This window comes from Brevibacillus sp. NPDC003359 (genome assembly GCF_042878995.1).
Classification (GTDB): Bacteria; Bacillota; Bacilli; order Brevibacillales; family Brevibacillaceae; genus Brevibacillus.
Window position 1 is genome coordinate 50,252 of the sequence record NZ_JBIAOR010000021.1, and the last position, 14,249, is coordinate 64,500.

12 protein-coding genes are annotated in these 14,249 nt (G+C 49.6%); 7 read left to right on the top strand and 5 right to left on the bottom strand.

From position 1 onward, the window contains the following. The first annotated feature begins 130 nt into the window (after positions 1-130). The 6 genes from ACFYU8_RS28655 (at position 131) to ACFYU8_RS28680 (ending at position 7,343) form a co-directional block, all read left to right on the top strand. Positions 131-1,561, top strand: coding sequence for a PTS mannitol transporter subunit IIBC (locus ACFYU8_RS28655; protein WP_390306237.1), 1,431 nt, complete (start codon positions 131-133; stop codon positions 1,559-1,561). A gap of 63 nt (positions 1,562-1,624) precedes the next feature. Beyond that, complete coding sequence (locus tag ACFYU8_RS28660) at positions 1,625-3,730, top strand: BglG family transcription antiterminator (protein WP_390306239.1); 2,106 nt, start codon at positions 1,625-1,627, stop codon at positions 3,728-3,730. Then, positions 3,727-4,161 (top strand): PTS mannitol transporter subunit IIA, encoded by a 435-nt coding sequence (locus ACFYU8_RS28665; protein WP_390306241.1) that lies wholly within the window; start codon positions 3,727-3,729, stop codon positions 4,159-4,161. The genes ACFYU8_RS28660 and ACFYU8_RS28665 overlap by 4 nt, the downstream gene beginning before the upstream one ends. A gap of 6 nt (positions 4,162-4,167) precedes the next feature. Beyond that, positions 4,168-5,328: a mannitol-1-phosphate 5-dehydrogenase gene (locus ACFYU8_RS28670; RefSeq protein WP_390306243.1), complete on the top strand. Its 1,161-nt coding sequence runs from the start codon at positions 4,168-4,170 to the stop codon at positions 5,326-5,328. A gap of 17 nt (positions 5,329-5,345) precedes the next feature. After that, complete coding sequence (gene ptsP / locus ACFYU8_RS28675) at positions 5,346-7,067, top strand: phosphoenolpyruvate--protein phosphotransferase (RefSeq protein ID WP_390306245.1); 1,722 nt, start codon at positions 5,346-5,348, stop codon at positions 7,065-7,067. Positions 7,068-7,085: 18 nt separating this feature from the next. Then, positions 7,086-7,343: an HPr family phosphocarrier protein gene (locus ACFYU8_RS28680; protein WP_390306247.1), complete on the top strand. Its 258-nt coding sequence runs from the start codon at positions 7,086-7,088 to the stop codon at positions 7,341-7,343. Positions 7,344-7,408: 65 nt separating this feature from the next. Here the strand turns inward: ACFYU8_RS28680 and ACFYU8_RS28685 are convergent, their stop codons facing one another. Beyond that, on the bottom strand, positions 7,409-9,085 hold the full coding sequence (locus ACFYU8_RS28685; RefSeq protein WP_390306249.1) for a sulfatase family protein: 1,677 nt from the start codon (positions 9,083-9,085) through the stop codon (positions 7,409-7,411). Positions 9,086-9,159: 74 nt separating this feature from the next. Next, entirely contained in the window at positions 9,160-10,227 is a 1,068-nt protein-coding gene (locus tag ACFYU8_RS28690; RefSeq protein WP_390306251.1) for a YeiH family protein, read from the bottom strand. Between the two features lie 128 nt (positions 10,228-10,355). Between ACFYU8_RS28690 and ACFYU8_RS28695 the strand changes: the two genes are divergently transcribed. Beyond that, the gene (locus tag ACFYU8_RS28695) at positions 10,356-11,252 is read left to right on the top strand and encodes a LysR family transcriptional regulator (RefSeq protein ID WP_390306253.1); all 897 of its coding nucleotides are present in this window, start codon (positions 10,356-10,358) and stop codon (positions 11,250-11,252) included. Between the two features lie 46 nt (positions 11,253-11,298). Here the strand turns inward: ACFYU8_RS28695 and ACFYU8_RS28700 are convergent, their stop codons facing one another. From ACFYU8_RS28700 to ACFYU8_RS28710, 3 genes are all read right to left on the bottom strand, one after another. Then, the gene (locus ACFYU8_RS28700) at positions 11,299-12,855 is read right to left on the bottom strand and encodes a sensor histidine kinase (protein WP_390306255.1); all 1,557 of its coding nucleotides are present in this window, start codon (positions 12,853-12,855) and stop codon (positions 11,299-11,301) included. Further along, the gene (locus ACFYU8_RS28705; protein ID WP_390306257.1) at positions 12,845-13,522 is read right to left on the bottom strand and encodes a response regulator transcription factor; all 678 of its coding nucleotides are present in this window, start codon (positions 13,520-13,522) and stop codon (positions 12,845-12,847) included. The genes ACFYU8_RS28700 and ACFYU8_RS28705 overlap by 11 nt, the downstream gene beginning before the upstream one ends. Positions 13,523-13,776: 254 nt before the next feature. Next, a partial coding sequence (locus tag ACFYU8_RS28710; protein WP_390306259.1) for a hypothetical protein occupies positions 13,777-14,249 on the bottom strand: 473 nt, incomplete at its 5' end.

Below are 14,249 nucleotides of genomic sequence, written 5' to 3' on the forward strand. Positions count from 1 at the left end.
CAACGAGTCAGACAAATTCGCGCTTTGATTTTGTTGTTACCTCCTGTGAAAACGCTTTATATTTGAGGTGTACACATTATCATTTCAATCATGTCAACATCTCATAAATAGGGGTAAAGGAGGGTTCAGTATGGAGAGCATGGAAACAAAAAACGCTTCGGGCGGAATGCGGGTCTCGGTACAAAAGTTTGGACGATTCTTGAGTGCGATGGTCATGCCAAATATCGGTGCCTTCATTGCTTGGGGATTGATTACCGCGTTGTTTATTCCGACAGGTTGGCTGCCTAACGAAAATTTGGCCAAACTGGTTGGACCGATGATTACGTATTTATTGCCACTGCTGATCGGTTATACCGGCGGGAAAATGGTCCATGATGTTCGAGGCGGGGTTGTAGGTGCCGTCGCTACGATGGGGGTTGTCGTAGGCGCAGACATCCCGATGTTCCTGGGAGCCATGATCATGGGGCCTTTGGGTGGCTGGGTCATGAAAAAAGTGGACCAGTTGTTCGAAGGAAAAATTCGTTCCGGCTTTGAAATGCTAGTGAATAACTTTTCCGCGGGTATTGTTGGTGGGTTACTGACACTTTTGGCATTTCAAGCAATTGGACCTATTGTTGTAGGTTTGAGCAAGGCGCTTGCAACAGGTGTAGAAGTCATCGTGGGTGCAGGATTGTTGCCGCTTGCCAGCATTTTCATCGAGCCAGCGAAGATCCTGTTCCTGAACAATGCGATTAACCACGGTATTTTGAGCCCGATCGGTCTGGATGAAGCAGCGAAGATGGGTCAATCTGTTTTCTTCCTGCTTGAATCCAACCCCGGTCCTGGTTTGGGAATTTTGTTGGCATACTGGCTTGCTGGCAGAGGCAGTGCCAAGCAATCGGCTCCGGGTGCTGTCATTATTCACTTCTTCGGAGGTATCCACGAGATTTACTTCCCGTATGTGCTGATGAATCCGCGTTTGATTCTGGCGGTCATTGGTGGCGGGATGGCTGGTGTGTTTACCTTCACGCTGCTTGGCGCAGGGTTGGTTGCGCCACCGTCTCCAGGTAGTATTTTCGCCTTGATTGCCATGGCACCACGTGGTGGATTGCTTCCGGTACTGGCTGGTGTGTTGGCAGCGACTGTCGTGTCCTTCCTCATCGCATCTGCTCTCTTGAAAATGAGCGCGAAGACAGACCAAGACGAACTGGAAAAAGCGACAGAAAAAATGCAAGAGATGAAAGGCAAAAAAGGGCAGGCACAAGAAGCAGTAGAAGCTCCAGAGAAGCAGGAAGTAGCTGCCGCTGACGTGAAAAAAGTCGTCTTCTCTTGCGATGCGGGAATGGGCTCCAGTGCGATGGGAGCGGCGTCCTTGCGCAAAAAGTTCAAGGATGCGGGCCTGACCGAGATTACGGTCATCAATACGGCGATCAACGACATTCCAAGTGACGCTGATATCGTCATTACGCACAAGTCTTTAACAGAAAGAGCGCTGGTCAAAGCACCTTCTGCGGAGCATATCTCCATTGAAAACTTCTTGAATAGTCCCGAGTATGACAAGTTGGTCAAACGCCTGGGGTAAAGGGAATCAACGCTAGTGAGAGCTAGCGTCTTCCCTCTTTGGCGTTAAGGAGGGAACTAAGACATGCATGTATCCTCTCGGCAGCGATCCATTATCGAGATTTTATTGAAGGAACAAAAAGGAGTGACCGTTGGTTCAATTGCCGAACAGATTGGCGTAAGTGGACGCACCGTTCACAGGGAATTGGATGCACTGGCTTCCTTGTTTGACGAATTTGAACTGGAACTGGTCAGAAAAACAGGTTCAGGACTTGAAGTGGTGGGGACCGACGAGCAAAAGCGTGCACTCAGAATGTCTGTCCTGCACCACATGACGAAGGAATACACCGTTCAGGAACGAAAGGCAATCATCCTGTGCGCGCTCCTGGAAGCATCGGAGCCAGTCAAGTTGATTTCACTGGCGATTGATTTGAAAGTGACGACAGCGACCATCAGTCATGATTTGGATGATTTGGAGACCATGCTCGCTCGTTACGATCTGTCACTCTTGCGGAAAAGAGGGTATGGCGTAGAGCTGCAAGGGACAGAGTCGTCCAAGCGGCGGGCTATCAGCAGACTGATTGCCGAGCATCTGGACGATCACGAGTTGATTGGGATCATCAAAGAAAATATTCAAAACAAGGCATTGAGAGATATCGACTCGATTTCGGAACGACTGCTCGGCTTGATTGACCGGGAAAAACTGATCAAGGTCGAGAATGCATTGAGTCATCTGGACGAGGAGCTTCCGTATCCTCTGGCAGACAGCGCCTATCTTGGATTGGTCACCCATTTGGCATTGGCCATGGAACGAATTGAAAAAGGGGAAGGCATTCATTTTGACGAGTATACTCTCAGTGAATTGATTGGAACTCCCGAGTACGAAATAGCCAGCAACATCATGGAGCGACTGAAGCAAATTTTTCAGATGGAGATCCCTGCGGATGAGATCGGGTATATTACGATGCATTTGCGGGGAGCCAAGCTGCGGCATTCTCCAGATGACCAGGTATGGCCGGAAAATACGGAGCTCATGGTCATTACGAAACGCTTCATTCAAGCCTGCGAAGAACGCTTGGACATTCCGCTTGGCAATGACGCTTCGCTTTTCCATGGTCTGCTGACGCATTTGGAGCCAGCGTTGTACCGATTACAGCGGAAGATGGAGATTCGTAATCCGATTCTCGAACAGATCAAGCAAAACTATCCAGAGCTGTTTGTCGTAACAAGTGAAGCGGTCCATTCGATCTTGCCAGAGCTGCATGTTCCAGATGAAGAGATCGGGTATCTGGTGATGCATCTTGGTGCGGCACTGGAGAGAACGCGCCATGAGCAGCAGTGGTACCGGGCATTGGTGGTGTGCTCCAGCGGGATCGGCTCCTCCAAGATTTTGGCAACGCGCATCAAAAAGGAAATACCGGAGATCGTTAGCTTGAAAAATCTGTCCATGTTCGATTTGGAAGAGGTCCCAGCAACGGATTATGATTTGGTCATTTCCACCCTTCCGTTGCCGCTCGATCCAGAGGAATATGTCGTGGTCAGCCCGCTGCTTCCGCCAGATGACATCCAAAAAATCAAATATCACTTGCATACGACCAGTCAGACAGGATCCTATCAGGAAAAAAGTCCGCAGCCACCGACAGGACAGCAGTCCATCGAGCAACTAAGGGCCATGCAATACTACGCTGCTTATGCCAATGAGCTCCATGATGGCCTATGGGGAACGAGATGGGATAACCGTGATTTGGACATCGCCCAGGTTTTGGGACAAATCAGCAAGAGGCTGAAAGAACGTGGAACGATCGAGGAGGTCGAACCGGTAGTCAAACAGTTGATCGAGCGGGAAAAGCTCGGTGGTTTGGGGATTCCGGGTACATCCTTGGCTCTTTTTCACGGAAGGAACGAAGCGGTGAATCAGGCGTCTTTTACGTTCCACCAATTGCGGGAGCCTATCCTTCTTCGCTCGATGGATGAAGAAGTGATATCCATTGACATGCTCCTGCTCTTGTTAGGGCCAAAAGAAGTGCCGAAGGAAGGGTTGGAAGTACTCAGCGAGATCAGCTCCCTTTTGATTGAAGAAGAAATGCAAGCGGTTTTGAAAACAGGAGAAACACAGCAAATTGCTGATTATATAGCAGGCAAAATGTATGCGTTTTGCCTCAAAAAGATAGGATTGGAGAGAACGAAATGAAAAACATACTGACAGCAGAAAAAATCATGTTGAATGCAAAGGTAGCCAATAAAGAAGAAGCGATCAGACTAGCTGGAGAATTGCTTGTGCGTGCAGGGCATGTAACGGAGGCGTATGTAGAGAAAATGCAAGAGCGTGAGCAGTTGGCGACCACGTACATCGGAAGCGGCGTAGCCATCCCGCATGGAACCAATGAATCCAAGGCAGAGATTCAATCCACCGGGATCTCCATCGTTCAGGTTCCAGAGGGCGTTGATTTTGGAGAGGGCAACACCGCTTATTTGCTGGTGGGCATTGCTGCTGTTGGCGACGAGCATCTGGAGGTGCTCTCGAACATCGCGATTCTTTGCTCTGAGGAGGAAAACGTCAAGCGGATTGTGAACGCGGCTTCGGCGGAAGAAATCATCGCGATGTTCTCTGAGGAGGTGTAATCATCGATGCTAGCTGTACATTTTGGAGCAGGTAACATTGGGCGGGGCTTTATCGGGCAACTGTTGCAAAAGGCTGGCTATGAAATCGTGTTTGTGGATGTCAATGCGGCTTTGGTCGATGAGCTGAATGATCGAAAAATGTATCGCGTCCAACTAGCAACAACAGGAAAACCGGAGTCGGTCGTGGAAGGAGTTCGAGCGATAAATGGTCAGGATGTAGCGGCGGTAGCTGAAGCGATCGCAACTGCCGATTTGGTTACGACGGCAGTCGGTCCCAACATTCTTCCGCATATTGCAGGGGCCATCGCAGCCGGCATTACCCGAAGACTTTCTGTTCATGCCAAGCCACTTAATATGATTGCATGCGAAAACATGATTGGCGGTAGCGAGAAGCTGAAGGAGCATGTGTATGAGCATCTGACGGAATCCGTTCGAGCCGAGGCAGCAAAATGGATCGGATTCCCCAATGCAGCCGTAGACCGGATTGTTCCTTTGCAGCAGCATGATGACAAGCTTCTGGTTATGGTTGAACCGTTTTTCGAGTGGGTGGTAGATTCGTCGCAGATGGTTGGAGAAGTCCCGTCAATTGAGGGTGTCACCTATGTGGAGAATCTTGCGCCGTACATCGAAAGAAAGCTGTTTACCGTCAACACAGGTCATGCGGTCATCGCGTACCTGGGATATCAGCTAGGGATGAAAACGATTGATGAAGCGATGCGAGATGACCGGATCGTTCAGGCGACACGCGGAGCTCTTCAGGAGACAGGTGCACTGCTTACCGCCAAGTACGGATTTGACCCGGAAGTGCATGAACAGTACGTGGAAAAAATTCTCGGTAGATACACCAATCCGCTGCTGTCTGACGATATTGTCAGGGTGGCTCGTTCGCCGATCCGCAAGCTGTCGCAGCATGATCGTTTGGTCGGCCCAGCGCTGCAAGGCATGGAAAAAGGAATGAATCCAGAGTATTTAGGTCTGGCAATTGCAGCGGCACTGGCATTCGACTATCCCGAGGATGCAGAGTCTGCACGGATACAAGCAAGCCTGAAAGAGTTTGGATGGGAAAATACATTACACAATTGTACCGGCATTCCGGCAGGTCATCCTCTGGAGGAGATCGTGCGCGCACAGGCATTCAGATTGAAGGAATGGTCAGGTAGCCATTGAGAGAGGCTGGTGTTAAGATGTCCCAAAAAATCACAGGTGTAAAAGCTTCATCAGGTATAGCTATTGGCAAGGCGTTTTTACTGACAACGCCCGATTTGCAGATCAATACCGTAGCGATTGAAGATCCGGCGAGTGAAATCCAACGCTTTCAAGAGGCGCTGGCTCGAGCGAAAAATGATTTGGAGGACATGGTTCTGCGCGTGGAGCGGGAAATGGGGACGGATCATGCAGACATTTTCAATGCTCACCTGCTCGTCTTGGAAGACCCGGAACTGGTCGATACTGTCAAAGATAAAATTTCTAGTGAAAAGACAAATGCCGAAAGTGCCTTGAATGATGTCGCACAAGCATTCATCGGACTTTTCGAGCAAATGGACAATGAATACATGCGGGAGAGAGCAGCTGATATTCGTGACGTGACCAAACGTGTACTTTCTTACTTGCTCGGGGTACCGTTTGCAGGACTCGGTGAGTTGTCAGAGGAAGTGATCATTGTAGCAGATGATTTGACGCCTTCCGATACGGCCCAATTAGACCGTCGCTATGTCAAAGGCTTCGTCACGGATATTGGGGGAAGAACCTCTCATTCCGCTATTATGGCACGTTCTCTGGAGATTCCTGCTGTTGTCGGAACACAAGGGATTACTCGTGCGGTTCAGCCCGGGACACTCGTCATTCTCGATGGGCATGAAGGAATCGCGATTATTGACCCGAATGAAGAGGAGATCGCTGTCTACAAACGCAAGCAAGCTGATTACGAAGCGCAAAAAGCCAAACTGGCGAAGCTTGTGAATAATAAAACGGTCACGTTGGACAATCATCATGTCGAGCTTGCCGCCAATATCGGCAGTCCTGAAGATGTCGCTGGGGCGCTCGCCAATGGGGCTGAAGGCGTCGGGCTGTTCCGCACTGAATTTTTGTACATGGGGCGCAATGATTTTCCGACGGAAGAGGAGCAATACCTCGCGTACAAGCACGTATTGGAGCATATGGGCGAACGTCCAGTGGTTATTCGCACACTGGACATTGGCGGGGACAAGCATCTCTCCTATCTGGCTTTGCCAGAAGAAATGAACCCTTTCCTTGGACATCGCGCCATCCGGCTGTGTCTCGACAACCAAGACCTGTTTCGTACGCAGCTGCGTGCTCTTTTGCGCGCAAGTGTACACGGAAATTTGAAAATCATGTTTCCGATGATTGCGACACTAGATGAGTTCCGCCAGGCGAAAGCGATATTGGAGGAAGAGAAGAAATCTTTGGTGAATCGTGGAGTTGTAGTATCCGATCAATACGAAGTGGGTATCATGATTGAGATCCCTGCTGCGGCATTGCTGGCCGATCAATTTGCACGCGAAGTTGACTTTTTCAGCATTGGAACCAATGATTTAATTCAATACACAATGGCAGCCGACCGTATGAACGAGAAGGTCGCTTATCTCTATCAGCCTTATCACCCTGCCGTTTTGCGCTTGCTGTACAACGTCATCAAAGCAGGCCACGCACAGAACAAATGGGTCGGCATGTGTGGAGAGATGGCGGGCGATCCAATCGCGATCCCGATTCTGTTGGGAATGGGTCTGGATGAATTCAGTATGAGTGCAGGGAGCATATTGCCTGCGCGCCAACAGCTGAGTCGTTTGAGCGTGGAGGACGCAGCGAAACAAATTGATACGATTTTACAGATGAGCACTTCTGCGCAAGTGGAGGCGTTTGTGAGAGAATGGCTTGAGAGAGTGTAGCGAAGGAGGCATATCAGAATGGTAGAGAAAAAATTGGTGGTTCAATTGGCGCACGGCCTGCATGCACGTCCTGCTGCGAACTTTGTGAAGGTAGCCACGTCCTTTTCCAGCGAAATTAAAATCATCAAAAAAGAGAAAATTGTAAACGGCAAGAGCATCATGGGCATTATGGCAGCAGCCATTGCAAAAGGGGAAGAAATTACCTTGATCACCGATGGCGTCGATGAACAAGAAGCGATGGCAGCTTTGGAAAAAGCATTGACCGAACAGGAATAGCGAAGAGAAAAGAAAAGACGAAAAGCCCCTCAATTCGAGGGGTTTTTCTGTTGCTCTGGGAAAGTTCATGTAGATTGAAGCTCTGCAAAAGGGGGCAAAAAAGGTGTCAGTCGCTTTTGGGCTCGTTGCTCTTCTAAAAGCAGCTGCATGTTCAGGCGGATGCGCTCAGTGTGGGTCGTTTTGTAGAGGGAGGTCACTAAATTCCGTGCTTCCAATGGATCGGTCGTGAGATTGTACAATTCGTAATCAGTGAAAGTGGGGTTGTGCACATCCTCGGCAAAATAGCGGGAGTATTTCCATAAAGCTCTGTGCCCGGCAGAATACACGTAGGTGACGACAGTTTCTATCCGATTCGGAGGAATGACAGAGTGATAGGGCTGGTGTTGAAGGCTCACTTGATGCTGTCCTTTTGTTACATCGTCGTCGGTCATGAAGTAAATCGGCTCGCTGGAGATAGATTCCGGATCGTGAGACAAGATGATGGGTGACAGATCGCGACCGACGAGAGGTCGTACCTCGCTATGCGTGAAGGTCAGCTCCTCACCAAGCCTGTCTGTGTCTGCTCCAGACATACCGAGAAGTGTCGGAAGAATATCCACATGACTGGTTAACAGGTCTGTTGAGTTTGCGTGTGGAAAAAGGAGCGGGTTGTGGATAATGAGAGGAACGTGAATCGCTTCTTCGTAGGCACAGTACCATTTTTGATGCAATTTGCCGTGGGAACCCAACAATTCGCCGTGATCAGAGGTGAACACGACTAATGTCTCTGGATAAAACGAGCTGGCGACGAGTGCTTCAAGAACACGCATCACTTCCCGATCGGCGTTTTTCTGGAGCTGATAGTACAGTCTACGATAATGTGCTTGGTCGGAAATGGGCTGGAACGCCTGTGGATATACCTCCCGATAACTCGCTTGGCAGCGCGGCTTTGTCGCAAGTGATTCGTGCTGAGTAGGGGGCGGAGCAACAGCGGGCACGGACTTATCCACATGGAAGCGAAAAAACGGCGTGCCTGCAGAGATATCCCCATAGATCGCGATATCATGTGGATTGACGAACGATGCCACAATCAGCCAAGGATTGGCGCTTTCAACGAAATTTTTCTCCTGATCCAGTGTATGGAGCAGCTCGATGACTTCGCTGCTGTATACCACATCACGACCATTTACTCCGATGGCTGCGGACGAACCGGAGTTATGCGGCGCTCTCCCGTGCGGCTCAGGTCCTATCCAACTGGAGAAGCCATAGCCGTCCAGCCGATCGGCAAGCAAGTATAAGCACTCTTTATCTGGATCAGGCACTCCCGTTACAGGGAAATAGCTGGGGATAGGAAAATGGGTGCCCGGTACCCAGATGTCGGCATCGGATATATGCCACTTGCCTTTGTAGAAACAACGATAGCCCGCTTGACGAAAATAATTTCCCATCGTCGGAACGGTATTGCGATCGAGCCAGAACATGTCGCTGTCGGGTGATCGTTTGGCGACACCGCCGGTTTGGGTGACACCGTGTAAAGAGGGGTACTGACCGGTGAACAGGGTAGCTCTGCTGGGGCAACAGCCTGTGGAGCCGACGTAATGACGCTTGAACTCCAACCCGTGCTTTCGCAAAAAAGAATGAGCGTGGAGTGTATCCTTGCTCCATGCACGTATCGCAGGCTCTTCATAAACAGGGGGAAACCGTTCCTGATCTACGATGATCAATAAGATGTTCGGTTTTTTCCCCAACCAATTGCTCGACATATAGATCCCCCCGCCAAAGATGTACACATCTTTATCAACATATGGGGATAATCTTTGTCCTTATCCACAGTTTTTTATACCAATGCAAAGGAGAGTACCGACAAAAGAATCGAGGTAATGCTCATTGCAATCAGTGGGCGCGCCGCTTTTGTCCGCAGTGCACGCAGATTGACGTTAAGACCAAGTCCGACCATAGCCATGGTGAGTACGAAGGTTGTGACATTGGCGACACCATTATGAAACGCTTCTGAGACTGGAATGGATGAGCCGAGAACGTAGCTTCCAAAAACACTCATGACGAGGAAGCCGATCAGGAACCAAGGGAATTCGATTTTCGTGCCACTTTGTAATTTCCCGGAGCGTTTCATCCATACCATCAGGATAAAACAGAGCGGGACTAACAGAAGCACACGCCCCAATTTTGCCAGCAGTGCAATCGCTAGCCCATCTTCACCCGACGGTGCAGCAGCCAACGCGACATGAGCAATCTCATGCAGACTGATACCTGACCACATGCCGTATTCGACTGCGGACAGAGGAAGGAAGGGACGCAGGATCGTGTAGGAAATAGCAAATAGGGTTCCGACGAGTGCGATCATTCCTACCCCAATGGCGGTATCTTCATCCTTGGCAGCAACGATAGGGGAGACGGCTGCAATCGCCGCTGCTCCACAGACGCCTGTACCGACTCCGAGCATGAGGGAGAGGGAAGGATCTGCTTTCAACCACTTGGCTATCAGCATCGTAACCGCGATGGCAAAGATAATGACACCAGCGTCATAGACGAGAAGACCGAGGCCTTGATTCAAGACGACGTCGATATTGAGCTTGAGTCCGTACAGAATGATAGCGAGACGCAATAATCGTTTGGCGGAAAATTGAATCCCTGATCGCAACGCCTCCGGATATCCGCGAAAATGTCGGTATGCGACTGCGATCAGGATCGAACAGGCAAGGGGGCCAACTTGTTGAAAGCCAGGTATTTTCGCTAAGCCGTAGCCTGTCAGGGCGATGAAAAAAGTAAAAGCAATTCCACCTATCCATAGCGAGAAGGATGCGGGGCTGCTTTCGTTGCTTTTTGCGGGCTGTACGCTGGCATTGCTATCATTTAATGGCACGCTGCTTTTTATTGGAGTTGCCATTGCCATCACTCCTCGAAAAGTTTTACAAACTCAGCATACGGCAACTGTTATAATAAGAAAAATAAATCATTACGATGATCATCATAAGTGAAGTGAATGGTAAGTGGTGGAAAGGAGAGTGAAGGCAGTTGGATCAGCATTTGCTTGTGTTCGTGACCGTTGCAGACAGACAGAACTTTTCCCGAGCTGCAGAAGAGCTCCATATGACGCAGCCTGCCGTTAGTCAGTATATTCATGCGCTGGAGCGCACGATAGGGACAAAGCTCCTAGAGCGAAGCAACAAATATGTTCGTTTGAATAAAGCGGGGGAGATTGTCTATCATCACGCTCGGGAGATCTTGGGCCTGTACACACGGATGCAGAGTCTCGTGGATGATTTGATGAATACACCGAGCGGGCATTTGACCATTGGCGCCAGCTACACGTACGGGGAGTATGTACTGCCTCATGTCATTGCGAGTCTTCACCAGCATTACCCATTGATTACCCCCACGATTACGATCCACAATTCTACGGTTATCGCTGAACTGGTCGCCAAGTCACAGCTTGATGTCGGTATTGTGGAGGGCGACGATGTGGACGACAAAATGTGCGTGGAGCCGTTTGCTGATGATCGCATGTACCTGATTGCTTCGCCAGAGCATCGTTTGGCAGGGTGGACAGAGGTCAGCATCGATGAGCTGAGGGAGGAAACGTGGATTGTACGGGAAGAAGGGTCAGGTACGAGGGAAGCGGCGGAAAAAATGTTTCGCCAGCTGCAATTCACACCGCAAAAACGAATGGAGTTCGGTAGTACACAGGTGATCAAGGAATCGGTGGAGGCTGGCCTGGGAATCAGCCTGCTGTCTTATTGGGCCATCCGCAAAGAACGCAAACTTGGTACACTCTGTACATTGAAGGTGACGGGAACGCCGGTTACCCGTGATTTTTCTCTTGTAACGAAATCAAACGAGTTTCATACCAAAGCATTGGATATCTTCATGGATCTCATCCGCACGCATGTGCCGGAGGGTGCCCATACGTAAAAGAGGAAGCGGCACGATTGAGCAGTGCTGCTTCCTCTTTTCATTTTCATGCGGACGAGTCTGGATGGGCGAGTGTCAGACGGAAGGTTGTTCCTTCTGGAGAAGTCCGAACCAATTCGACATTTCCTCCGTGTGCTTTTGCTAATAGGCGGGAGATCGTCAAGCCCAGCCCTAGGCCTTGCTTCTTTTTGCGTTTGCTATCTCCGCGATAGTATCGTTCGAAAATGAAAGGAACCTCTGACTCAGGAATTCCCTTTCCATTGTCGGTTACATCGATGGAGAGGAAGTCACTTTGATTATGGACGCCGATGTTGATTTGCGTTGCATTTGCGGCAGCACTGTTCCCTAATAAATTGAGCAAAATTTGTTTGACATGGGATTCATCGCCGATCCATACGATTTCTGGTCCATTCGGGTTAACTGTCACAGATACGTCTGCAAATGAGGGCAAGGCTTGCACCTGTGCGACTATCTGATCCAATGTGCTATCGATCTGTATGGACTGCTTCTCGACGAATACCTCACCTGCCTCCATGGAGGAAAAATCGAGCAGGTCATTGACCATTGTCTGAAGTCGCTTAGCTTCGTCCATGCTTATTTGCATGAATTCATCCGCATCGGCACCTTTTACTACGCCGTCTTTGACCGCTTGAATCATCCCGCGGATCGAGGTGACAGGGGTACGCAGCTCATGGGAAACACCAGCCAAAAGATCGGTGCGCATCCGCTCTAGTTGTCCAAGCCGTTTCGCCATTTCGTCAAAGGAATGAATCAGCTGACTGATTTCCGCTTCTTTGATTTTGGAAGAATTGGGCAAGGAAGGTGTATAATTCCCGCTGGATATTTGTTCTGCCGCTATTGCAAGTTGCCGCAGGGGTTGTGTTAACGAGCGAGACAGCACATAGACGATGGCCCAACCGCACAAGGTGATGATCCCGACGGAAACCATGATTGTGATATAGGTGTGAACCAAATCATTGTTAAGGGGGGTACTGACGTAATAAGTGCCTGCGACTGCATTGTGTTCATAGTAAGGGACACCTACACGCAGCCAGGTAGCTCCTTTTATGGCAACGACCTCCCGTACTTCCTTTGTTTTGTCCACAGGCTGGACAGGAGTAGGCAACTGCGCAATGGTAGCGGTCGTCGTCTGATTCACCATATCCTTCTTGAACGTCTTGCCTGCATCATCGTAAATCTGTACCACGTGATCGATTGGAACAGTCGGCATGACTCGAAATGCGATCATGGCGGTATTGGCTGCGGGTGTTGCGGTGTCAATAATAGCCGGAGACGCAGGGCCAGCCACAGCAGTGACAACCTGACTAGAAACACCAACTGTTGTTTGTGCGAAATCCTCTATCTTTACAGAAGAAGTCGAGGTGCCCTTGGCAAGCAACACCTTGGTATACGAATCAGCGAGCAACTCTGTTCTTGCTTCCAATACTTCAAACTGTTGTTCTGTAGCTGCTTTGTTAATCCAATAGATGCCAAAAAAGCCGATACCAAAAAGAATGACGGATAATATCAAGGCATAGCGCCACGTCCAGTAACGCAAGAGCGGCACAGCAGTTCTAGTAGAAGTAGATCGTTTAGTAAACACGCAGGCTATACCCCATTCCTCTGATTGTGCTGATTTCCCCTTCGGAAGTCGGCCAAGGCAGCAAGCTTTTGCGCAAGCGCTTCACTGCGGTATCCACAGAGCGATCGCCCCCTTCAAAATCCATTCCCCAGACCTGATCCAGCAACTGATCGCGGCTGAAGCATTGGTTGGGATGTCGCGCCAGGAAAACGAGCAGCTGCCAATCCCGTGGCATCAAGGCAAGGGGTGTTTTCCCGATCAAGGCATTTTGGGCAGTAACATCTATGGAAAGTGTCCCGAGTCTGATCGTATCTGCTTCGGCGATATAAGGGGAACGGCGGAGCACAGCTTGTACACGGGCGAGCACTTCTTCTGGATCAAATGGCTTGGCGATGTAATCATCTGCACCTTGTGCCAGCCCTTGGAGCTTGTCTGGAACGGTACCGCGCGCAGTGATAATGATGACGGGACAACTGCCGTATTGGCGAATCTGGTCGAGTATGTCCAGACCGTCGTGATCAGGCAGCATCAAGTCAAGCAGGACAAGTTCAGGTTTCCAGGACAGGAAAGTCGGAATCGCCTCGTGATCACCTACGTTCCACTTTACTGCGTAGCCTGCTCGTTCCAGATAGACGCTGATAAGACGCGCAATCGGTATCTCATCCTCAATGAGTAGAATTCGTTTCACCAGGCATCACCTCGTTTCTAAAATGAATCCGAACGTAATCTGTCGTTATCTATCATAGCAATGATGCATGGAAAATGGACTGACATCATTTGTAAAAGCATCGGTTATCTATCATAAAGGAATTGTGTGTCCATTACATGGCGGCCGCCTTCCTCGCTTCGCCAATACATGTAGGAATACCTCTGACAGCATCGCGTCAGAGGTATTTGCTTTCGTTATTTGACAGTGTGCCTGTATCACAATTGACGTATGGTTTATTTTTGGGAAGCAGGTGCTACTGTTTCGCCCCGTGTGATTTTTCCTTCTTTTTCAAGCTGCTTGATCAACTCTTCCACGGAGATGCCCTTTTCTTTTGCCATTTGCTCCAAACTGATTGCAGGTTTAGTAAAGGAAGCTGCTTCACCAGTGGCGATCGTGCCTTCTTTTTCAAGCTGCTTGATCAACTCTTCCACAGAGATGCCTTTTTCTTTAGCCATTTCGTCCAGGTTGATAGTTGTCAAGGAAACATTCATTGCCAGCTTGCCTTCTTCTTTAAGCTGCTCGATCAGCTCTTCTACGGAGATGCCTTTTTCTTTCGCCATTTCTTCCAGGTTCATAGCAGGGTCCAGAGCGATGAATGCTCCGCCGTCCTGGTTTTCAGGATCGAGAGAAATGACTGCGAAGCCCTGAATGGTGCCGTCTGGGTTGCTGGTAGCTGTTGCTTTCGTCAGTTTGCCTTCTTTTTCAA